Source organism: Chitinophaga niabensis (assembly GCF_039545795.1).
In the GTDB taxonomy this organism is placed as follows: Bacteria; Bacteroidota; Bacteroidia; order Chitinophagales; family Chitinophagaceae; genus Chitinophaga; species Chitinophaga niabensis_B.
In genome coordinates this window covers 4415238-4438831 of sequence record NZ_CP154260.1, presented here as the reverse complement: position 1 = coordinate 4438831, position 23594 = coordinate 4415238, and the positions used below count along the sequence as shown (strand labels likewise).

General features: G+C 46.5%; 19 protein-coding genes. 8 read left to right on the top strand and 11 right to left on the bottom strand.

Features of this window, described 5'->3' with window-relative positions; translation table 11 throughout:
- The first annotated feature begins 52 nt into the window (after positions 1-52).
- Entirely contained in the window at positions 53-466 is a 414-nt protein-coding gene (locus tag AAHN97_RS17485; protein WP_343303349.1) for a septal ring lytic transglycosylase RlpA family protein, read from the top strand.
- Between the two features lie 16 nt (positions 467-482).
- Here the strand turns inward: AAHN97_RS17485 and AAHN97_RS17480 are convergent, their stop codons facing one another.
- A complete protein-coding gene (locus tag AAHN97_RS17480; RefSeq protein WP_343303348.1) occupies positions 483-779 on the bottom strand; it encodes a hypothetical protein in 297 nt (98 codons plus the stop codon).
- Positions 780-993: 214 nt separating this feature from the next.
- Between AAHN97_RS17480 and AAHN97_RS17475 the strand changes: the two genes are divergently transcribed.
- Together AAHN97_RS17475 and AAHN97_RS17470 are read left to right on the top strand one after the other, a co-directional pair.
- Positions 994-2199, top strand: coding sequence for an MFS transporter (locus tag AAHN97_RS17475; protein ID WP_343303347.1), 1206 nt, complete (start codon positions 994-996; stop codon positions 2197-2199).
- Between the two features lie 18 nt (positions 2200-2217).
- Complete coding sequence (locus tag AAHN97_RS17470; protein WP_343303346.1) at positions 2218-2829, top strand: dihydrofolate reductase family protein; 612 nt, start codon at positions 2218-2220, stop codon at positions 2827-2829.
- Positions 2830-2838: 9 nt separating this feature from the next.
- Here AAHN97_RS17470 and AAHN97_RS17465 read toward each other — a convergent pair whose 3' ends face one another.
- From AAHN97_RS17465 to AAHN97_RS17430, 8 genes are all read right to left on the bottom strand, one after another.
- Positions 2839-3546 (bottom strand): hypothetical protein, encoded by a 708-nt coding sequence (locus tag AAHN97_RS17465; protein ID WP_343303345.1) that lies wholly within the window; start codon positions 3544-3546, stop codon positions 2839-2841.
- Positions 3543-4064 (bottom strand): AAA family ATPase, encoded by a 522-nt coding sequence (locus tag AAHN97_RS17460; RefSeq protein ID WP_343303344.1) that lies wholly within the window; start codon positions 4062-4064, stop codon positions 3543-3545. The genes AAHN97_RS17465 and AAHN97_RS17460 overlap by 4 nt, the downstream gene beginning before the upstream one ends.
- 9 nt (positions 4065-4073) lie before the next feature.
- Entirely contained in the window at positions 4074-5483 is a 1410-nt protein-coding gene (locus AAHN97_RS17455) for an SMI1/KNR4 family protein (RefSeq protein ID WP_343303343.1), read from the bottom strand.
- Between the two features lie 205 nt (positions 5484-5688).
- Positions 5689-6249, bottom strand: a complete 561-nt coding sequence (locus tag AAHN97_RS17450; protein WP_343303342.1) for a DNA-3-methyladenine glycosylase I — start codon at positions 6247-6249, stop codon at positions 5689-5691.
- Positions 6249-8441 carry a DUF4954 family protein gene (locus tag AAHN97_RS17445; RefSeq protein WP_343303341.1) on the bottom strand — a complete coding sequence of 731 codons (2193 nt, stop codon included), beginning with the start codon at positions 8439-8441 and terminating at the stop codon, positions 6249-6251. Before AAHN97_RS17445 ends, AAHN97_RS17450 begins: the two co-directional genes overlap by 1 nt.
- A 7-nt stretch (positions 8442-8448) precedes the next feature.
- On the bottom strand, positions 8449-10287 hold the full coding sequence (gene glmS / locus AAHN97_RS17440) for a glutamine--fructose-6-phosphate transaminase (isomerizing) (RefSeq protein WP_343303340.1): 1839 nt from the start codon (positions 10285-10287) through the stop codon (positions 8449-8451).
- Positions 10288-10394: 107 nt separating this feature from the next.
- Positions 10395-14015, bottom strand: a complete 3621-nt coding sequence (locus AAHN97_RS17435; protein ID WP_343303339.1) for a TraB/GumN family protein — start codon at positions 14013-14015, stop codon at positions 10395-10397.
- A 60-nt stretch (positions 14016-14075) separates the two neighbouring features.
- Positions 14076-16418, bottom strand: coding sequence for a S9 family peptidase (locus tag AAHN97_RS17430; protein ID WP_343303338.1), 2343 nt, complete (start codon positions 16416-16418; stop codon positions 14076-14078).
- A 55-nt stretch (positions 16419-16473) separates the two neighbouring features.
- Between AAHN97_RS17430 and AAHN97_RS17425 the strand changes: the two genes are divergently transcribed.
- A complete protein-coding gene (locus AAHN97_RS17425; protein WP_343303337.1) occupies positions 16474-17022 on the top strand; it encodes a histidine phosphatase family protein in 549 nt (182 codons plus the stop codon).
- Here the strand turns inward: AAHN97_RS17425 and mgtE are convergent.
- Both mgtE and AAHN97_RS17415 read right to left on the bottom strand, forming a co-directional pair.
- The gene (mgtE, locus tag AAHN97_RS17420; RefSeq protein ID WP_343303336.1) at positions 17019-18395 is read right to left on the bottom strand and encodes a magnesium transporter; all 1377 of its coding nucleotides are present in this window, start codon (positions 18393-18395) and stop codon (positions 17019-17021) included. The genes AAHN97_RS17425 and mgtE overlap by 4 nt on opposite strands.
- A gap of 30 nt (positions 18396-18425) precedes the next feature.
- Entirely contained in the window at positions 18426-19301 is an 876-nt protein-coding gene (locus tag AAHN97_RS17415; RefSeq protein WP_343303335.1) for a bestrophin family protein, read from the bottom strand.
- Between the two features lie 92 nt (positions 19302-19393).
- Between AAHN97_RS17415 and AAHN97_RS17410 the strand changes: the two genes are divergently transcribed.
- From AAHN97_RS17410 to hutU, 4 genes are all read left to right on the top strand, one after another.
- Positions 19394-19783 (top strand): SET domain-containing protein, encoded by a 390-nt coding sequence (locus tag AAHN97_RS17410; RefSeq protein ID WP_343303334.1) that lies wholly within the window; start codon positions 19394-19396, stop codon positions 19781-19783.
- A 75-nt stretch (positions 19784-19858) separates the two neighbouring features.
- Positions 19859-20365 (top strand): MarR family winged helix-turn-helix transcriptional regulator, encoded by a 507-nt coding sequence (locus AAHN97_RS17405; RefSeq protein ID WP_343303333.1) that lies wholly within the window; start codon positions 19859-19861, stop codon positions 20363-20365.
- On the top strand, positions 20362-21930 hold the full coding sequence (hutH, locus tag AAHN97_RS17400) for a histidine ammonia-lyase (RefSeq protein ID WP_343303332.1): 1569 nt from the start codon (positions 20362-20364) through the stop codon (positions 21928-21930). The genes AAHN97_RS17405 and hutH overlap by 4 nt, the downstream gene beginning before the upstream one ends.
- On the top strand, positions 21905-23578 hold the full coding sequence (gene hutU / locus AAHN97_RS17395; protein WP_343303331.1) for a urocanate hydratase: 1674 nt from the start codon (positions 21905-21907) through the stop codon (positions 23576-23578). The genes hutH and hutU overlap by 26 nt, the downstream gene beginning before the upstream one ends.
- Positions 23579-23594 lie beyond the last annotated feature (16 nt).

Genomic DNA, 23594 nt, shown 5'->3' with positions numbered 1-23594 from the left:
CGTTCGTTCATTTTAACATTATCTGGCAGGAAATTTGCCAAAAGGGGGTGTCATGAAAAATATTATATTATTACTATGGGTCATATTAATGGGAGCAGGGCCTGCTGTAGCACAATTGAAGGCTAAATCTTCACCCAATACCGGAATAGCGAGTTATTACGCACAGAAATTCCATGGCAGAAAGACTGCGAGCGGTGAGATCTTTGATAACACTGCGATGACCGCCGCACATAATACATTACCACTGGGAACATTTATAAAGGTTACAAATATCAGGAATAACCGTTGGGTGGTTGTGAAAGTAACGGACCGTTTGCATGCAGCTAACCGCAGGGTGGTTGATCTTACGCAGGCAGCAGCGAAGAAGTTGGGTTTTATTCACTGGGGACTGACTCGGGTGAGAGTGGAAGTAGTGTCCAGGGAGTTTGTGAATAGTATACCGTTGTGGGATGTGGCGGTGAACTAAATCTTTTTATATTTTGTCAAAAGTCAACTTCTTCTACTTTGAACCCTAATTCTCTTGTTGCAATCTCTTTAATCTCTTTAACCCAGGTTGCCCATTCTTCTGCATCCATAAGTCCCGAAAAATGAAGTCCTGAAGGTTCTACAGAGGCCAGAATGTGTTTTTCATCCTCGTTAAAACCAAACCAATATGGGATGCCTTCTTCGCCAAGCTCACCACCGGTGCCAAATCCTAACCAACCATTCAATTGCTCATAGATCAGAGGTATCTTATCCCAAATTTCATCCGGGACATCATACCTGATATTTAAGTTCATTTCCTGAAGAGTTATCATAGTTTTTATGTTCTAATATTCGTCAGATTTTCAACTGTGCTATTTGTTTGTCATTTGATTGCATCTTGTCAATTTAGCATAAATTCCTTGAACTTGAATAGGGCTTTAATACCTTCATTTTTGGCCGGATCGCCCACTTTAATGTCTAATTACCCCCCTGTTTAAATAGCTTTCAGGTAATAACTTTATAGGGCATATGAAACCACACATGAAAATGAAAGCCGCTGAGTTCATTGCCCTGTCTGCCTGCACCATGATGCTCACAGCTTTAGGGATTGACATCATGCTTCCTGTATTAGGCGAACTTCGAAAGCACTTTGGCCTCGAACCTGCATCTACCGCAGCTGCGCAGGTGATCGGCTTCTTCTTTATGGGGCAGGTGGCACAGATCATATTTGGTGTGCTTTCGGACCGCTTTGGACGATTACCGATCTTACGTGTAGGCTTCCCCTTATACATCATTGGTGGGATAGCTGCGGCTTTTGCACCAAGCCTGCAGCTTATGTGTGCGGCACGCTTTTTAGCAGGTATGGGAGCATCGGCCGTATTTATGATCACTATTGCCGGTGTTCGTGATCGCTTCGTTGGAGATGAGATGGCCCGCATTATGTCGCTGATCTTTACTATATTCCTTTTTACGCCTGTAGTGGCGCCTTTTCTGGGGATCGCCATTCTGAATGTTTCATCCTGGAAAATGGTATTCCTCACACCTCCCATTTTTGCAGTTATTATCTTTCTCTGGTCACTCAGGCTGGAGGAATCCCTTCTTCCCGGGCAACGCGTTGCACTTAACTGGAAGAGCATCCGCAGATCCATCCGGACAGTTATCAGTAATCCCGTTTTTCTGAGGTATGCTGGCGTTAGTACATTACTTTTCATGGCATTGAGCGCATATGTTTCCAGCTCTGAACACATTGTGGGAGAGATCTACGGCAAGCCGGAATTATTTGCCTGGATTTTTGGAAGCATGGGATTGGTAATGGCACTTTTCACACTGCTGAATTCCCGCCTTTCTTCCCGGTATGGGGCAAGGCGTACGATAAAATGGCTGGTTGTACTATACACTATCATAGCAGGTATACTGCTGCTTTTGACCGCTGTTTTGGGTGATCCGCCAACAATGCCGGTTTTCTTTATTGCTATCACGCTTTTGATGGCCCTCAATTTAGCCATAGAACCTAATAGCAGTGCTTTGGGCTTAGAGCCAATGGGAGAAATGGCTGGTATGGCATCATCTGTTTATGGAACTGCTTTCTTTTTCATCGGGGCTTCGCTGGGGTCTGTGATAAGTTACTTAATGGTGAAAGGCATTTTCCCGCTTGCGATAAGTTATTTTATTATCGGGGTTATTTCAGTGATCCTGGTATTTAGCGATCGCCGGCCGTTCAGCAAAGAAATTTAATTTAAATTACTATCAGTTATGAGTAAGATCAAAGTAGCAGCATTCTCCATTTCCCTGGATGGGTTTGGAGCAGGATCACATCAAAGCTTAAAAGATCCACTTGGCATAAGAGGTGAAGAACTTCATGCATGGATGTTTGACAAAACAACCAGTGATGGAGTGGATAACGACATTGTTAAGAGATCAATGGAGAATATAGGCGCCTGGATCATGGGGCGTAATATGTTCGGACCGGTTCGCGGGCCCTGGCCGGATAATGAATGGAAAGGCTGGTGGGGCGAACAACCTCCCTATCATGTTCCCGTATTTGTTTTAACCCATCATGCAAGGGAATCTGTTACGATGAAAGGAGGAACAACCTTTCACTTTGTCACAGGAGGTATTGAAGCTGCGCTTGCCGAAGCTAAAAAGGTTGCAAACGGAAAAGATATCCGTATCGGAGGTGGTGTGTCCACAATTCATCAATTCTTAAAGGCAGGTTATATTGACGAAATACAATTGACATTCTCACCCATTTTTCTTGGCGCAGGAGAGAACTTGTTTTCCGGCATTGATCTACCCGCCCTGGGTTTTAATCAAGTCGAAAAAATAAACGGAGAAAATGCAACGCATATTATTCTGAGGAAATAACATGGGCAATTACATCGGCAGATCAGTCCAGGCAACTGTTACCCCAAGCTCCTGCAAGTCATCAGTATATTTTTGCAGGTGGAGTATAAAGCCAGTTGCTACCAGAACATCCTGTTGAGTCAGCCTGGCTAATGCTTCCTGCGGACTAATATTCCAGACCTTCATGAGGTATTTGGCCACTTTTACTTTGTTGGTGCCAGGGTCTGTAATCTCCAGTTTTCCGTACCTCAGCAATGCAGGGTCTATGGTTGTACCTTCCGCTTCCTCATCCTCCCATTCCTGTATAGTCTCGCGAAGTTCCTGCCAGAAGGGATAACTCTGCTCCACCAGTTGAAGGCAGGCTGCTTTATCTCTACCAGCCTTTTTCATTTGTTCCAAAAAGTTGCCGAAGGCAACAATGTTGAAACCAAGAGCAATAACATCCCATCGCCCTGCTCCATGCGGCGCATAATAAACCGGAAAGCCTAAAGCCTCTTCATTTAAGTCAATAAAAAAGGGATCATCCATTTCGTTCAGGGCTAAAACCTGCCAGCCCGGCTGCCATTTCCCTTCCTTGGTTGAAGTCAGGTCTTCCCCTGAAATACTGTGATACCTGAAACCGCTTTGAAATGTTGCCCATTCATTCTTTTTTGGATAATGAAAGGGCAATAACATGACGCTGGTCACTGTTTTGGTTTCGATAAACTGCAGAACAAGTTGTGGGATATTCAATGTCATAATAAATATCTTAAAACTGTTTTTACCCGCTCTTGACGGGTACCTGTAACTTCCATGACATTCAAATCAAGACTAAAGCAATCATCAATCAGCATTTCTCTTAACCTTTCATCCACATCGAACCTCAATTGGTTATTCTCTGATTTAGGTACTGAGATAGAATTGTCAATGGGAACGAATAGGATTAATTCCAGTTTTGCCAGCGCATTCATGGCCTGGTTTAGCCAGGAATTCAGATCGAAAGAAAAAGCTTTCTCTATGCTTAAAGCATAAGCGATGAAGTCCAGTGGGCTTCGATCAAGAAATACATTTTCACCACTGCCTTTAATTGATTGGAGAGAAAATAGGAACTGGCGCTCAAAATCCTCCAGTGAAGGAGGATATGCAAACTGGTATCCTCTTTCTTCCAGCTGGTAATATGGTTCTTCTATTATTTCATAATTGGGCAATTCCCTGATCAGATCTTCAATCAGTGTTGTTTTGCCAGTATAATGTGTTCCGGAAACAGCAATACGCATATGTGGGAATTATTTCCTTCTGGCATAGTCCAGTAACATAGCCTGTTCTTCTTCTGTCACTTCCCCGCAGATGGTAATCCCTATACCGGGGCGTAACCTGTCCACGATCTGTTTGAAGTCCTGTATGCTCAACGTGAGGTAAGCCAGTTTATTCATTTGCAATAGGAAAGAGAAGTCTGTTACCGGCGTTCCGCATAATTCCAGGTCAGACAATTTTGCCAGGCTACTGAGAAAAGTAGTATCCGTTACATTGGTATCACTGAGGTTCAGCTTCACCAGGTGTTTCAGCTGGCTCAGTCCCGCGAATGAAGGGAATTGTTTCCCTTTGAGATCCAGTTCGGTCAGCTGGCGGAGCGCAATAACCTGCGCCAGATCTGAGACTTCTGTTTTTTCTATATTCAGTGATTTGAGTTTTGGTAGTTGCTGCAGTACTTCCAGCGAAGCAACAGGAGTATCGGAGATCGACAGCTTTTTAAGTTCTTTGAGCGGAGCAAGCGGTGAAATATCTCGCACATTAGTTTTGCTGATATAAAGTGTATTCAAAGACAACAATCCGGCAAGTGGTGAAATATCCTCCAGCGGGTTGGCACTAAGCAATAATTCCCGCAAGCCTGTGAAACGCACCAGCGGCTGCAGATCCACGATGTTCTTCCTGATCAGGTTAAGGTTTTTTATACCGGCCAATGCAGCGAAGCTTTTACCAGTACCAATAACGCCCTGCCAGGTAGCATCAAGTGAAGAGAACCATGTATCATAATCTTCTTCATTCGCACTTGCAGCAGGCGATTTACTGCCGAAAGGAAGTTGAAGGCTCTTTAAGGTATCAAGGAAATGGCTATTGGCAGGTTCCTTCATCAGGAAGCTACGAGGTTCTTCATCTCCGTTTGTTTCAAATGTAAAATTGTTGTTTTTAACATGGTGCAGGATGAATTCCATGAACCCGCCAAGGCTGGGTGCAATCACATACCGCGTATCTTCATCCCTTCCAAAATTGATCACCTGCCCGCTTATACCATCCGGGCCGGGATCAAGGTCTATCCCGATGTTATTTCCTCCGTAATCTTTACTAATGGGAAGGTAACGGGTGTTGACATATTGCTCCTTAATATGATTGGAAGGAACGGAGATGATGCTGCTATCAAGCGTTGCTGTGGAGTCGGCGAGACTTTCCCAGACCTTCCATTCCGCCAGCGCCTCCTCAATGCTGATGAAAGGCAATCCGAAAAACAGGCCTGCATCGCCGGACTCTCCATTGTGCAGGCGGTACAACTGTTTTAACTCATCGGGTAAGGTAAGACCGGTTGTGGTTTCAAGCCGGCTGATATCTGCCTCCGTAGCGGGAGGGTTCAGAGATGCATTCAGTTCCGGGTATTCATTTGCAAGCAGGGTCTTTATTGCAGTAAGGGTGTTTCCGATCATGGGTCCGTGGGTTTTGAATTCTAAATATAAGAAAATCATCCCTTCATCCTTGCTTCATCCAAGCTTTAACCTTGCTTTATCCATGCTTCAAACTCCCTCAAACCCTTGCCAGCACACAATACTGCACAAGGATGAAGCTAGGATGAAGCTAGGATTACACAATGATTAAGCAAAGATCAGATACAAATTGCACGTATTTGAGCAGTTATTTATGATACTTCCAACACCCCTGCACATGATCATTCACCATCCCCGTAGCCTGCATATAAGCATAACAGATCGTAGACCCAACAAACTTAAAACCCCGCTTCAACAGGTCCTTACTCATAGCATCAGACTCCGCAGTTTTAGCAGGTACCTGCGATAAAGATTTAAACTTATGAAGGATAGGCTTGCCCCCCACAAACTGCCAGATGTATTTATCAAAACTCCCGAATTCCTTCTGCACGGCAAGGAAAGCTTTTGCATTACCAACCGTGGCACGGATCTTTAGCTGGTTTCGGATGATCCCTGGGTTCTCCAGTAAAGAAGAGATCTTCTTCTCCGTATAACGAGCTATTTTAGCTGCATCCCACTGATCAAAAGCAGCACGGTAGTTCTCTCTTTTAGTAAGTACCGTATACCAGCTTAGCCCCGCCTGTGCACCTTCAAGATTGAGCATCTCAAATAAATGCGTATCATCATGATTGGGCACACCCCATTCATTGTCGTGATAGTCTTTGTATAACTGGTCTTTGAGGCTCCAGCTGCAACGGTTCTTTTCCATCAGAGTTCCCATTTTTTGATCAGGTCTTTAACCTGTTTCTTATAGGCTTTCAGATCCGTGATCGTTTGCTGAATAAAACTGTTCTCATCCAGTTTGCCTACTACTGCTTCCATTTCTTCCTGGTTCTCGTAGGTCATCTGGCGGAAAGGATTGACATAGTCTTTTTCCCGGCTGCGATAGATCCCTTCCGTTAAAGCCCCGAACGTATGCACGGATTGCTCCAGGCATTTCCTTAGCTGAGCGGCCGTGAATTCTTTGGGTGTGAGCTGTAACAACTCAAACAGGCTGGCCAGGGCATGTTGCAGTTTATCCTGTTCATAACGGGCCCCCAGCTGCCGGTATACATCATGCAACTGATGCCAGCTGCTGATCTTACCTTTCCGGATCCGCATTTTGATATCCTCCAGGTCCTCTGCTTTAATCAGCTGCCCGCCGGCATTATGCCATGCTGTGCGTTTGCTGTTCCTGCAAAGGGCCTGCAAAGCATTGAAAGAAGTAAGCGTCGCTGTATTCTTCAGCAGGTTGCGCATAGCGTATAATACGATTAGCTCCCGGAAAAGCGGGTAGGACCTGTGTACCTTCAGCAGTTGTACTTTACGGGAAGAATTTTCGATACCCTCTGCATAGATCGTCATCCGCTTAACGGATTCGTTTTCTTTCAGCAGTAACTGCCGGCCATCCTGCCGCAGCACTTTCTCACTTACTTTTTTATTGCCATGGTGAGCCTTTCCTACAGCCAGTTCCAACAGTTCCAGTGTAGTGAATAATTCTTCCACGGAATCCGGTGCCAGGTAATCAAATTCCAGCACCTGTGTTTTATCTGTGCGTTTGTCCCGGTCTATATATTTCCAGGAGTTGCGGGCCAGTGCATACATATTATGCATGAGCCAATATCCCGGCATTACTTTCAGGCTGTTCTCATGTTCATCGTTCACAACAAGACTGAAAGGATAAGGTACCTGTAATTCATGCAGGTAGTTACCTTTAGAGATGAGGGTGAAGCTGGCAAATTTGGAATTATGTTTCAGGGTCACTGAGAGACCCGGCCAGAATCCTCTGCCTGCAATGATCTCACCATCTGCTCCCCGGGAATTATGATTGGAACCAATGGTAGCACCAGCTGCCATATTACTCTGGCCCATGATCAATGCGGCACAGAGGAAGGAGTTGTTATGATGTTGTTCATGTGCCGGGAAGATCAGTGAATTCAATACTTCACAGCAGGAGATCGTAGCATTGTTGCCCAGGTATGAGTTGATCAGCCGTGCACCATATTTTAACTGCGAATGTGAGGCCATGATAAAACGAACAGCTTTCACGCCATAGAAAGCGCGGCAGCCAAGACCAATGATCCCGTTCACCATTTCACATCCTTCTCCTATCTGTGTAGGAGCGCCGGCTTCACTGTTGACAGTGAGGTTCTTTAATTTATTGGCACCTTTCAGATAAGCATCCGTACCGATGGTTACATCTTTGATGATCTTGCAGTTCTTGATCACGGTGCGGTCTCCCACCATGCCGTAGTATCCTCTTTTTTTGTCGAACTCTTTTTCGGTGAAGGCTTTGAACTGCTCCTGCAGTACGGCATCATGCCGGTTGCGTGTCCATAGCCAGGCATCTCCCGGCAGCATGCCATCGAAGGGCATTACACTCCTGCCACCGTTTTCGTTGCAAAGTTCCAGCCAGATGCGTACGCTTTCCGGTTCACCTTCCTTCACAATACCATTCCCGAATTTAGCGTGGTCTGTAGTAGCCATTTCATTTACATTGGCAATGATCACTTCGTTGCCGATGATGTAATGGGAGAGGAAGTTCACATTCTGTACCACCACATTGTCCCCGAAATCACAGGAGGCAATGGTGCTGTTATACAGCCCTACCGGCAGGCGGAGGTTATGGAATTCCAGGAAGTAAGGCTCCAGTTTGCCGATGCGCACCATGCCGTAAAAGTGGCAGTGCTGCACCAGGTTGGGGTCAAAGTCGTTGTCTACAAATATATTGTTCCAGTCGTCCGAGGTATTGTCATTCCGAACCAGTGTTTCAATTTCCCTTGCATTCAGTTTGCGGTGTACGGTTTCCTTACCGCGTTGTTTATCGCGGAGGTAGTATTCATTTTTTCCTTCCGGCAGATAAGGACCGTCAATGAACTGATACCCCAGCTGGTGGAGTGGTTTCTTTTCTATATGGTTCATAAGGATACTATTCTACGGTTACAGACTTGGCCAGATTCCTTGGTTTGTCTACATCCAGGCCTTTCAATACACCAATGTGATAAGCCAGTAATTGGAGGGGGATCACGGAGATAATAGGTGCTACCAGTTCATCTGCTTCCGGAACAACAATCACATCATCTGCCATACCGGAAATGATCTGATCACCTTCCGTGATAACGGCAATCACTTTTCCTTTACGTGCTTTGATCTCCTGTATATTGGATACTACTTTATCGTAGTAACGGTCTTTGGTAGCTACAAATACTACAGGCAGGTTCTCATCCACCAGTGCAATGGGCCCGTGTTTCATTTCAGCGGCAGGATAACCTTCTGCATGGATATAAGAGATCTCCTTCAGTTTGAGCGCACCTTCCAGTGCAATGGGGAAGTTGTATCCACGGCCCAGGTAAAGGAAGTCGCGTGCATCTTTATATTTATTGGCAATAGCTTTGGTCTGATCGTTCAGTTTAAGTGCAATGGCCACTTTATCCGGTACACCTTCCAGTTCATCCAGCAGGTGCTGGAAACGTTGAGCGGTGATGGTACCTTTTGCTTCTGCTATCTTAAGACCGATGAGGCATAATACCGCGAGTTGGGCTGTGAATGCTTTTGTACTGGCCACACCTATTTCAGGCCCTGCGTGCGTATATACGCCGCCGTTGGACAAGCGGGCAATAGAAGAACCTACTACATTACATACGCCCAGGATGATAGCACCTTTTTCTTTAGCGCTTTCCATGGCCACGAGGGTATCTGCTGTTTCTCCGGATTGTGAAACGGCAATGATCACATCACCTTTTCCTACAACGGGGTTACGGTAACGGAATTCAGAAGCGTATTCCACCTCTACCGGTATGCGGCATAATTCTTCTATCATGTATTCTGCCACCAGCCCTGCATGCCAGGAGGTGCCGCAGGCTACAATAATAATGCGGTTGGCATCCTTCAGCAGGTCCATATGCTCGCGCAGCCCGCCCAGTGTAAGCTGGCCCGCTTTTGCATCCAGGCGTCCGCGTAAACTGTCGAAAATGGTTTGTGGTTGTTCAAACACTTCTTTCAGCATGAAGTGGTCATAACCGCCTTTTTCAATGGCGGCCAGTTCCATGTCCAGCTTCTGTATATAGGGTGTTTGGATCTCGTTGGAAATATTTTTGAGGATGAGTTCGTCTGCTTTAAGGATCGCTATTTCATAGTCGTTCACATACACCACTTCCTTGGTGTATTCAATAATGGGGGAAGCATCTGATGCCAGGAAGTGTTCTCCTTTACCAACACCTATCACCAGCGGGCTGCCTTTCCGGGCCGCGATGAGGGTATCCGGATTGTCTTCATCCACAATGAGGATCACATAAGCGCCTACTACTCTTTTCAGGGCTATCCTGAGGGCTTCTTCTGTGCTGCATTGATTGCTTTTTTTAATCTCCTGGATAAAGTGGATCAGTACTTCCGTATCTGTATCACTGGAAAACTGATGCCCTTTGTTCAGCAGTTCCTGTTTCAGTTGCGCATAGTTTTCTATGATCCCGTTATGCACCATGGCTAATTTGCCATCGCCGGACATTTGGGGGTGTGCATTCCTGTCACTTGGTTCTCCATGCGTGGCCCAGCGGGTGTGGCCGATCGCAATATGGCTTTTGAGGTCTTTACCGGTAACATAATCTTCCAGTTCGGCTACTTTTCCTTTCTTCTTATATACTTTCAAACTTCCACCGTTCAATAAAGCAACGCCTGTACTATCGTATCCACGGTATTCAAGACGTTTCAGGCCTTTGATCACTACCGGATACGCTTCCCGGTGACCTATGTATGCAACAATTCCACACATAAAATTCAGTATGTTTTAATAAGGTTATCTATGCAATATGCACAAAAAAAGCGGCCGCGCAAAGGTGTTTAAACATCTTTACCCGGCCGCCGTCATAAAATGAAGGATTAATTCGCATTGAGCATTGCTCCCAGGTTCATGTCATTGTCCCACCGGTAACGGTTCTTGTATTTCACCTGGCGGATCACTTTGATGAATTGTTCCGGTACAGACCTGTACGCATCATAGCGGATATCCGTGAGCTGTGTGAGGGATTCGTTGCTGGAAGACTGCTTTTCATCTTCCGGCTGAAGACCACTGATACCGAGGTACCAGGCATCTTCTTCCTTCTGTTTGTATTTATACAGGTAAACAGTACCCTTTTTGAAACGATGCGTGGTATGTTGTTTGCCGAGCAATACTACAGAATCAATTTTGGTGTTGTAGTCCACCATGCCGTATAACACGCTCCTGGCAATAGATTCCTGTTTTTTATACGCTTTGGGGAATTTATCAAGCTGTTGTATTTCCTCCAAAGCTTCCCATAAGGCAACCCGGTATTTCTCCTGCGCGGCGATCTGTTGCAGCAGGCTGTCTGCTACCGGCAGCTTGTGCCGGAGGTATAACTGTGCCAGCAGGATCTGTTGTAAAGGATTTTTTGTGGTTTCGTACCGGGTAAAGAACCGTTCCGCATTCTTGTTTGTGTTGCGGTAGGGCAACAACAGCACTGCGAATTCGTGCAGTACATTATTGGGGTGGAAGCGGCTTTCTATATCATTATCGTCATCTTCACCTATTTGCTCCTGTTCATCTGCTATTTCTTTTTGCAGGGCTATGCGGGCATCAAAAGCAATCTGGCTGATATGATGTTCATACAGGGATGGCTGGATCACGTTACTGTCCAACATAGTGGCCAGCAGGCTGTACACCGGTTCTTTATAGTCCGTGAGCGCAGTGAGCTGCAGCAGATCAGGGAAAAGGGATTTGCTGAGCTGCAGGGAATCCCGGAGGGGAGACAGCATGGAATAGATGTTATCCTCATTACTGAAGATGGGGATCTCTTTCAATACCAGGTTGCTGAACACTTTATCCGCTTCTGTAGTTTGCTGTTTCAATAAACTTTCCAGGATGTTGCGCTGCAGGCTGGCCGTATCGTTGGCGGCGAGGTATGCGCTTTCAAGGAAAGGAAGTATCTCCGGATGGCTGATATATCCCAGTTCTGCAATAAGGTCGTTCTTCACTTCCAGGTAATTCTTTTCACTGGCTCCCCAGCTCTTTATAAGCCTGATCAGTTCGGGTGCATGTTCATCTTTATAATGAACAGTACTGATGGAACTCTTTGCCTGCTGGCGGGTAGTACTGTCTTTACTGTTAAAATCAGCAAAGAACTCAGGAGCTTTGCTCAGGTAAATGGATTTACCGAATACCGTATCCCCGGGCGTAAAAGTATCAAAGAAGGAAGTGATGAAAGAGGAAGGCCCCTTGATGTTATCGGTAATGGCAGAGAGCGTGTATTGCGCGCCATTGCGCACAAATACTTTGCAGTAGAAGTTCCTGGTGCTGTTGGTATCCCGCATTTGCAGCAGGGTACTTTCCCAGCCGGGCAAACGTTCATACTTTCTACTATGGATCACCAGGTCTCCCTTGTCGGTCATATTATCGATCTCTCTTCCCCAGAATTGCGCACTGTCCCTGGTGCTGTAATAACGGTTGAATTTCTGGAACACTACTTTTACTTCTTCCCCCGTACTGTCTGACCGGAAGGTTTTGTTCTTCACCTTATAAGCGTGATCCGTATTTTCTTCCGTACTGCCGCCTCCGGAAAAAGCTTCCATCAGGGCATCATCGTCTTTAGGGATCACCGGTGTTTTTACGGAGAAGTAAAGGCTTGTATCTGTATAGGCCTGTGCCGCGTTGTAAACGGGATTTGTGGGCGTGAACGACTGAAAGAATTCCCCCAGCGCTTTTTTGTCATTCCTGTAATGGGCAGACAGGATGAAGTAATGCGGCCCCTGCAGCAGGATGCGTGTTTGAGAGAAGCTGTTATCTGTATGCTGGTTCACTACTTCAAGACAGGTATAACCCTGCCAGGTGATGAATTTCCTGCTCTTTTGCTGTTTAATGAATTGTGATTGCTGAAAACTTTCTTCTGCAAAACCAAGCTCTACGGTATCTTCTTCCAGCACGGAATAATCAGGGATTGTTTTGCGCATCACCAGGTAACTGTTGCCGGTTTGTTTATCCAGGGCTTCGTACTCCTGCCGTTTGCTGAGGGAACGAAGGGTGATGTTATTGGCGAATACAGGTGTATGGGGCATTTTTACGGAAAAGGTATTACCGGGTGATTGGTAATTGACCCATGCGCCGCCCTGTAATGATTTTAATTTAACAGAGGCAAAGAAACGATCTCCTTCTTCTCCTTCCACATATTCCCCGTTACCACTGATCTTGAAGATGAACACTTCAAAAGGTGTAACAAAGATATTGTACCGCTGCATATCACCACGCCTGGTGCGGTTGCGGATATCAAAACCTTTATAACCGTTATTGCTGATCGCTTTTTTACTGATGATCTTGCCGGGGATGTTCTCGTATAAAAGACTGTCTATTTTCAGCGATACATCTGCTTCACTTTGCCCAAGGCTCAATGCGTTGGTTTTGATGCGGCTCACCAGGTAATAGGCACCATTGGCAAGGTCTGCATACTGCAATTGGTTCAGCATGGTTAAGCCGCTGAAGTTGAAAAGTTTGCCGGGCACATCTACCTGTATCCATCCGTCTTCTGAAGTATAAGTTTGAAATACTACCGGGGCTTTCACTTTCTCCAGCTGATCTTTTTGTTCACTGTCGCGATTATTGAACACAACCGGGCGTACGGTATAACCGGCCTTGCGTAACATATAGATCAGCCCGCGGTCTCCGGGAAGGTGTGCTGCGCCTACACCGGCAAACAGGCTATTGATACGGATGATAGAATCGATCACCCGGAACATATTTTCGTTCCGTTTGTACAGGAATTTTTCCATGAAAGCGGGAGAGGTATATTGATTGCTGGAAATGGAATCCAGCATATCAAGGTCTCCGCGGCGGTAAGCATCATTCAGTTTATTCCTTGAATCCAGGGGATTTTCTGCATCCCTGTTCACCTTCTTTTGTTTCTTATCTTTTGCCGCATCCCTGTATGCTTCCAGCATCAGGCGTTCGGACTCTTCAAAACTTTCCACACCGGTTGCCCGTTTCCCCATTTTTTTGCCTACCTGGTAGATGTACATATCCAGGAAAGTATCTTCCTCAAAATCTTCCTGTGCTGCAAAAGAACGGTAGAGCAGGTGATTGATCATCTCAGGCCGGTAAGTAAGGCCGGTCCTGATCAGATCCCCATAGGCACCAATAGTGAAGGCATCTTTACTCATGCTGCCGTTCCCGGCAAGTTCATTCATATAGCGGGAACTGAGGCGTAACATATTGCTTTTGGAAAAGTCTTCCTGCAATTGCTGCGGATCTGTTTCCAAAGAAACAATATCGGCATTCTTGATACAGTGATAGAAGGAATCGCTGAGATGGAATGCCAGCTTATTGCTTACGTGCATGGTACCAAAGAGGTAGGAAGGCTTCGGCATGTTTTTGCCGGTGATCTCCCATAATAAACCCTGGTATTTCTTATTGTTCGCCTGTTTATGCTGAGCAGCTGCAACAGAGCCTGACACTAACAGCACACATACCAGTACACTTCTTTTCAAATGGTTCATATGAGGACGGTAGGGAATTAGATGTATTCAAATATACTGAAAATACCGCGGTGGAAGGCATTAGCGCTTCTGTAATACCTTCTCGAACAGGCCCAGTATGCGTTTGTACTCATCCGTCCAGCTGGCAGGCTCTGTAAAACCGTGATCTTCAATCGGGTATACGGCCAGTTCCCAGTTGTTTTTGCCGAGTTCTATGAGGCGCTGGCTGAGGCGTACAATATCCTGGAAATGCACATTGGTATCCACCATGCCATGGCACATCAGCAAATGGCCCTTCAACCCTTCTGCATAATAGATGGGAGAGGATTTGCGGTAAGCAATGCTATCTGTAAAAGGCTCGTTGAGTATATTGGAAGTATAACCGTGATTATAATGCGCCCAGTCTGTAACAGAACGGAGTGCGGCTCCGGCGGCAAAATCATCCGGTGTGGTGAACATGGCCATGAGGGTAATAAATCCGCCATAACTGCCACCATAGATCCCTACGCGTTTAGGGTCCACGCCATAGTTCTGTGCCAGGAATTTAGCGCCATCCACCTGGTCCGTAAGGTCCTTTCCACCCATATAGCGGTAAATACCTGTACGCCAGTTACGGCCATAACCAGCACTGCCGCGGTAATCGATATCCAGTACAGTATAACCAAGGTCTGTTAAAAGATTATGGAACATATACTCCCTGAAATACTGGCTCCACCATTTATGTGCATTCTGCAGGTAACCTGCGCCATGTACAAATATCACGGCCGCGCCATTGCGTTTGGCAGTTTCTGGTGTATACAGCCGGGCATGCACCATTTCATTGTCACGTGCTTTGAAAGTGATCACATTCGCTTCCCGCCAGGGATAAGCTTTAAATTCTTCTGATTGCGCCAGTGTTGTGATCTGCAAAGGTTTGGCACCTGCTTTATTTTCCTGGATGTACATTTCCCAGGGTTTGTTGGAAGTGGAATAACGGAAAGCGATCCATTTTTCATCCGGGGAAAGTGTAACGGTATGTGCGCCGGCCATGCTGGTAATGCGTTCTGCTTTACCGCCGGTTACCGGCAAACGGTAGTATTGTTTTTCACCGGGATGCACTTCATTGGTGAGCAGGTAGAAGTGTTGTTTGTTACGAGATAATGTTACATCCTGTACTTCATAGTTCCCGCTGGTTAAAGCCTGCTTTTTATTGCTGGCCACATTCATGGTGTAAAGATGGGAATAGCCGGTAGCCTCACTCTGGAACCAGATAGTTTGTTCATCTACCCAGCCGATATTTCCCCAACCTACGCCAGGGCCGCCTATCCATGCTTCATCCCGCTGGCGGTCCAGCAAACGGAGTGTACCGTTAGCGGCATCCAGTAACATGATCCAGCGGTCTTTGTTATCCTGGGAATTGATGTCTACTACAGCATGGGTTCCTTTCTCTGACCAGTAAGGGCCGCTGATGATCACACCGCGGTTTTTGGTTTTGGCTGTATCCTGTTTAGCATAATCAGGTTTATCCTTAATGCCTGGGATATCAGACGTTTTAATAGCGATCACGGTATCCTTTTCCCTGTCGTACACAAAGGATTCAAAACTGCCCCATGGAGCACCCACTTTACTGCGGCTTCTGATATCAGTGGTATAACCTGTTTCTGTTACGTAGTTGGGAACAATGGTGGTTTTCTCTCCCGGCGGTTCATCATTTAAACGGTATACTACAAAACGGCCATCAGGACTTAATACTACTTCACCCAGCGATTTGTCTTCCATGTAGAGGGTGCGCATCTGTGGTACTTTAGGAAGACTTTTGGTATAAGCGGATGCAGCATCTGCTTTTGCTTTTTTGTCTTTCAACACCTGCATTAATTCCAGTTGCTGGTTCTTCAGGAACTGGTCCTGCGCACTCAGCTTCTCTTTTCTCTCCACCGGTTTGGCTCCCTGCACAAAATCAGTGAACTGTTCAATCAAACCCGTTTTAATATCCCAGGTGAAAAGGTTACGGTTACGGCGGAAGAGGATGCGGGTATCCTGCATGGCAAAGTCCACCTGTGTTTCTGTTTCAGCAGTATGGGTGATGCGTGTTTCTTTTCCGGTAGCTACCTCCTGAAGGTAGATGTCTCCGTAATAGGTATACACCAGTTGCGTATGAGCTTTGTTATACTGCCCGGAACTCCTGGCATTGATCAGTATCCTGTCTGCCGCGTTGGTCTTTACCGGTGTATGTTTGCTAAGGGTGATGGCATAAAGCGAATCCCCCATTGCTTTCTCCGGGTTCCAGTTAAAGTAAACGGTTTTACCATCCACACTCCATTTTAAATTATCCGGAGAAGTACCGATCCATTTGGGATCGCGCATGATCTTCTCTACAGTAAGGGTTTGTGCGTAAGTAAGGGTTGATAAAAACAGGCCAGCGAAAGGGAGCAGTATTTTTTTCATATTGTATAATAGTGAAGAATTCTATAATTTGTTGCAATATAATAAACTACCCAGCATGATCTCACGCAAAATGATGTACGGCATGGCATTGGCAATCACCTTGTTAGCAGCCTGCGGACCGGCGCCGGTGAAGCAGGAACGGGTACAGGTACCTGTTATGGAAGATAGCACTTTTCTCACGGGTACTTTCTTTGTGGTACGTCATGCGGAAAAGAATCCGGGAGCAGACTCCACATTAACCGAGGCTGGTTTGAAACGGGCGGGGAAGTTATACCGGATGCTGAAAGATTCCGGCATAACCCGCATCTATTCCACACCATTCAAACGCGCACTGCAAACAGGGGATTCTTTGCGCATCTTAGGTAAGATAGATACTGCCTTATATAAACCGGACAGTACAGGAGAATCCCTGTTGTATGAAATCAGCCGTAATAACGACTGGGGCAAAAAGATCCTCGTGATCGGTCATAGCAACACCATTATTCCCATCCTGAAAAGCCTGAACACTTTTCCGAGGGATACCATCCGGGATGAAGATTATGACCGCCTGTTCATGGTGTATAAAGGAAGGAAGCTGACAAAGATGTTTAGGGCGCGATACTAAAGCAGGATACCTTTCAGGAAAATATACGCTACAGAGAAATAGATCAGCAAACCGGTAACATCCACCAGCGTGGCCACAAAGGGCGCAGAAGAACTGGCAGGGTCAGCCCCTGCTTTCTTCAAGATCAATGGCAGCATGGAACCGGATAAAGTACCCCATAACACTACACCTATCAATGATACGCCCAGTGTAAGGCCAATAAGCACTGTATGATCGCCGTAAGTATGGAAGAAGGAATTCCAGATCAGGATCCTGATGAAACCAATAATGCCAAGGGCAGAACCCAGTAATACACCGGAAATGATTTCCCTTCGCATTACCCGCCACCAGTCTTTAATGGTTAATTCACCCAGGGCCATGGCCTGAATGATCAGTGTGGAAGCCTGAGAACCGCTGTTACCACCACTGGAAATAATGAGCGGAATGAACATGGCCAGCACTACCGCCTTGGCGATCTCATCTTCAAAATAAGCCATCACCGAAGCAGTGAGCATTTCACCGATGAACAGGATGATCAGCCAGCCTACCCGTTTTTTTACCAACCGTAGTAAAGGCATATCCAGATAGGGTTCATCCAAAGCCTCGGTACCCCCGATCTTCTGGATGTCTTCCGTATGTTCTTCATTTAAGATCCATAACATATCATCAATGGTAACGATCCCCAGCATCACGCCGGCATCGTCCAGTACCGGAAGGGCTACACGATTTTCTAACCTGAATATCTGTACGGCTTCTTCCTGTTCATCGTTTACATGGAGGGAAACAAAGCGGTGGTCCATCAGGTTTTCCACCAGTGTATCAGGAGATACCAGCAGGAATTCGCGGATCCGGAAATCGTCCAGCAGTTTGCCCTGGTTGTCTATGATATAAATAACATCAATGGTTTCAGAGTCCCGGCCATACATCCGGATGTGGTTGAGCACCTTGGCTACCGTCCAGTGTGATTTGGCGGCTATATAGTCCGGCGTCATGATCCGGCCTACACTGTTCTCCGGGTAACCCAGGAGGGCGAGGGTGATCTTCCGTTCTTCCGGATTCAGCAGTTTAATGAGTTCTGTTACTGCCTGGCTGGGGAGTTCTTCCAGGAAGGCAGTTCTGTCATCCGGTGGCAGTTCATTCAGCAGTTCTGCTATCTTATGGGCCGGCAGGTCACGGATAATATCTTCCTGTGTGGGGAATTCAAGGATCCTGAATGCAGCGGCAGCACGCCCAAGTGTAAGTTGATTAACGATCAGGGTTGCCTGCTCCGGTACCTCGTAAATAAGTTCAGCAATATCTGTAATGAGCTGATCGTCCAGGAAGTCTTTTAACTCCCGGAAGTTCTGTTCATGAGCTAATTGCTCAAACCTTTCCAGTAATACTTCATTTTCCATAAGATCAGACGCTTGGGCGAAAATAGGCAATTACAATATCTCCTGCACATGCTTGCGGATATTGCCCGCAATAGTTTCTGTGGGCAGGTCGTTGGCATCTTTGCCAAAAGGGTCTTCAATTTCTTCTGCGATCAGCTCTAAACTCGCCAGTACATAGAAAATGAATACAACCATGGGGATCACCAGGTAACCTAATCCGAATACATATCCCATGGGAAGGGTCATCACATAAAAGAAAATGAACTTTTTCAGGAACACACTATAGGAAAAGGGGATAGGGGTGTTCTTGATCCTTTCACAGGCACCACAGATATCCGTAAAGGATTCCAGCTGGTTGTTCAGTATGATCAGCTGATCCCCGGTGATCACCTGCTGGCGGTACAGTTCATTCACCTTAGCCAGGATCATGGTAGCAATCTGGTTAGGGATATGTTCTCCCGAATGCAGGTGGCTTAACTCTTCGGGCGTTAAACCTTCCAGTTTGTGTGGATGGAATTCCCCGCGCAGATGATCTTTCATAGCCATGGCATAGTTAGGGATCATATGGCTGAAATACTTTTTGGCTATATGGCCGGAGGGTAGCATGGTATGCAGTTTAATAGCCAGGTTGCGGCTGGAGTTCACCAGTGCACCCCATTGCCTGCGGCCTTCCCACCAACGGTCATATGCTGTATTGGTACGGAACACCAATAACAGTGAGATAACAAAGCCCAGCAAGCCATGCATGGCTGTTATGTTCTTGATGTGATCCTTTTCCGATAATTTGAAGACCTCCAGTTCCAGCCATGCTATGCCGGCTGAGTATATGGAAAGGGCTATGAACATAGGCACCAGCTTCTTAACCGTGTCTGCCTGATGGATGCGGAAGATGAAAGTGAACCACTCCCGGGGATTATAATTGATCATAATTGCAAAAATAATGTCTATATGGATCACTTGTTATTTTGATAACTGATGGGTTTGTCTTTACTTTACGGCTTCTATATTATAAGTGAGTTATGATCAAGCCGTATTTATACGTTAATAAGACCAAAGAGAAAGGCCGTGGTGTTTTCACCAAAGAAGCCATTCCCGCCGGAACACAAATAGAGGTTTCTCCTGTACTTGTACTCTCTGGTAACGATACATCGATAGTGGACAAAACTAAACTGCACAATTACATCTTCCTCTGGGGAGTAAGAGAAACACGCTCATGTATTGCTTTGGGTTTCTGTTCTATCTACAACCACGCCTACGATCCTAATTGCGAATACGAGATGGATTTTGATGCCGAAACCATGGCCATCAAAACCCGCCGTGATATCAAAAAGGGCGAGGAACTCTCCATTAACTACAATGGAGATATCGAAGACAAATCACCTGTTTGGTTCGATGTAAAACGTAAATAATTTCCCTAAAAGAAATTCGGATGAAATGATCCGGATTTCTTAATATTGTAAAATATATAAGCACTTATATATTTTATGAGCTTCTATCCAAAACTCGGTTACCTGATCTTCGGCAGCCGCCTGCGGCGGTTGAGTGAATACTTCCTCGCGGAGGTCAATAAGGTGTATGATCAGGCAGGCATTGCCTTTGATGCCAGCTGGTTTCCTCTCTTCTATCTGTTGTCAGACAAAGAGCGTTTAACGCTCATGGATATTTCTCAGGAACTGGAAGTATCCCATTCCGCTGTGAGTCAGCTGATCACCAATCTTAAAAAGAAGGGCCTGGTAGATACCAGCCGTTGCGAAGAAGACGGGCGGCGGCAGTGGGTGGAGTTCACGAAAGAAGGCGCTGCATTGCTGGCACAGGTATTACCTATCTGGAAAGGTATTGAAACGGCCATGACGGAACTGGCCATGGAACATAAACAAAGCAGCAAAATACTGGAAGCTATCAGTGCATTGGAGCAGTCTGTGGAAAACAAACCACTGGCACAACGCATACAGGTGGCTATGGATAATAACACCAAAACAATCCATCAATGAATGAGGTTTTTAAATACGGTCAGGACTCCCTGACCGTTGCTATTGCGATGAACATAGCATCCGGCAAAACCCGCGGTATCCTTACACCGGAGGTGATGCAAAGGGTGAATACCAGCCATGGGCATGTACAGGCGATTGTAAAGGAGCATACCACGGTATATGGCATCAATACAGGCTTTGGGCCTTTATGTGATACCAAGATCTCTGAAGAAGATACCAGGGCTTTGCAATACAACATCCTGCAAAGCCATAGTGTGGGAGTAGGTGCACCTATTCCGGAAGAGATTGCCAGGTTAATGCTGATCACAAAAGTACAGGCACTGGCACAGGGATATTCGGGTGTAAACCCTGTTACGCTGGAAAGGATCGTGTGGTTCATTGATAACAACATCACACCTTTAGTGCCGGAGAAAGGTTCTGTAGGTGCTTCCGGGGATCTGGCCCCTTTATCTCATCTCTTTCTGCCACTGATAGGTTTGGGGGAAGTATGGTATAAAGGAAACAAAGTATCCGCTGGCCATGTTTTACAACAGGAGGGACTGAATCCTATTGTATTGGGACCCAAAGAAGGACTGGCATTGATCAATGGTACACAGTTCATTCTTTCATTTGCCGTGAAAGCAGTAGCACGTTTGCATAATGCATTGGAAGCGGCGGATCTTATCGGTGCTATGTCTCTCGAAGGATTGATGGGCACTGCCAAACCTTTCGATCCCCGTTTACATGCCATCCGTCCTTATCCTGGCAACCAGTTAGTGGCAAACCGCCTGAGCGCTTTGCTGGCGGGTTCTGAGATCATGGCTTCTCATAAGGATTGCGACCGTGTGCAGGATCCTTACTCCTTAAGATGTATGCCACAGGTACATGGTGCTTCCCGCACGGCCTGGAAACATCTGCAGGAACTTACTTCCATTGAACTGAATGCAGTAACAGATAATCCCATCATCTTCTCTGCTGAAGATACCATCAGTGGCGGCAACTTTCACGGGCAGCCTTTGGCCATTCCGCTGGATTACGCTACTGTAGCAGCTGCAGAGCTGGGCAATATTTCAGATCGCAGGTGTTATATGATGATAGAAGGGCGGTATGGATTACCCAAACTATTGATCCAGGATGCAGGCCTGAACTCCGGGTTTATGATCCCGCAATACACCACCGCTGCGTTGGTAACAGAAAATAAAACATTGTGTTTCCCGGCCAGTGCGGATAGTGTACCTACTTCCCTTGGGCAGGAAGATCATGTATCCATGGGATCTATCAGTGGCCGTAAGCTTTTGCAGGTGATCGGTAACCTGGAATACATCCTGGCCATAGAACTGCTCTATGCCGCGCAGGCCATAGATTTCAGGCGGCCCTTCAAATCTGCCCCGGTACTGGAAGCCTGCCATGATTACGCAAGGTCTAAGGTTAGCTTTGCTGCTAAGGACCGCATCTTCGCAACGGATATAGCTGCCCTGCATGAGATCATTGCTGACGAGTCTTTTGTTCGTGTTGCAAATAATGCAGCCATTCTTAACAACATCCATCTAAACGGTTCGTATGAAAAACAATTCCAACTTTCTTAATACTTATGCGGCACACCCGCGTTATAAAGCTCCCCGTGGTACTGAACTGAATGCATTATCATGGCAAACGGAAGCACCCTTGCGCATGCTGCTGAATAACCTCGATGCGGAAGTAGCAGAAAACCCGGATGAATTAGTGGTGTATGGCGGAATAGGCCAGGCAGCCCGCAACCGCGAAGCTTTACAAAAGATCATACAAATATTACTGACGCTGGACGAAGAGCATTCCTTACTCGTGCAATCCGGTAAACCAGTAGGTATTGTAAGAACGCATCCGCAGGCGCCGCGTGTATTATTAGCAAATAGCAACCTCGTGCCTAAATGGGCTACCTGGGAACACTTTAATGAACTGCGTGCCAAAGGCCTGATGATGTATGGGCAGATGACAGCAGGCAGCTGGATCTATATTGGTACACAGGGCATCCTGCAGGGCACTTACGAAACCTTTGTGGAATGCGGCCGCCAGCACTTTAACGGGGATCTGAAAGGGAAGCTGCTGGTAACTGCAGGGCTTGGAGGAATGGGTGGCGCTCAGCCGCTGGCTGCAACCATGGCTGGCGCTGTATTCCTTGGTGCAGATGTGGATGCTACCCGTATTCAAAAACGCCTGGATACAAAGTATATCGACAGGATGACGGATTCTTATGATGAAGCCATCCAATGGGTGCGCGAAGCGCAAAGCAAAGGTGAAGCAGTATCTATTGGCCTGGTAAGTGATGCAGGTGATCTGCTGGAACGTTTGCTCAAAGACAATATCACACCGGATATTCTCACCGACCAGACTTCCGCACACGATCCCGTGAATGGTTATGTACCCAACGACCTGACTTTAACAGAAGCTGCTGCTATGCGCGTCAGCCATCCTGCCATCTATAAACAAAGGGCATTGCGCAGTATGGCCCGTCATGTGGGATATATGCTGCAGCTGCAAAGTCGTGGTGCCATTACATTCGATTATGGCAATAACATCCGTGAATTTGCGAAAGAAGGCGGTGAAGCCAATGCATTTAACTTCCCCGGTTTTACACCTGCCTATATCCGGCCCTTATTTTGTGAAGGTAAAGGACCATTCCGCTGGGTAGCGCTCTCCGGTGATCCGGAAGATATCTATACTACAGATCGTGCATTGATGGAAGCATTTCCTGAAAACACGGCGCTGATCAACTGGCTGAAAAAAGCACAGGAGCGTGTGGCCTTCCAGGGATTACCGGCACGCATCTGCTGGCTGGGCATGGGCGAAAGGGAAAAGGCAGGATTGATCTTTAATGAACTGGTGAGAACAGGCAAAGTGAAAGCGCCTATTGTAATTGGCCGTGATCACCTGGATTGTGGCTCCGTGGCTTCGCCCAACCGTGAAACGGAATCCATGAAAGATGGCTCCGATGCGGTATCTGACTGGACCCTGTTAAACCTGATGTCTAACACCGCAGGTGGTGCCACCTGGGTTTCTTTCCATCATGGCGGTGGTGTAGGCATGGGTTATTCACAACATGCAGGCATGGTAGTACTGGCAGATGGAACAGACCGTGCAGCTACTTGTCTCAAACGGGTATTATACAATGATCCCGCATTAGGTATTTACCGCCATGCAGATGCAGGATATGAACGGGCACAGGAGTGGCAGGATAAACATGGATTAGGATTCTAAATTAAAAATCATCTTG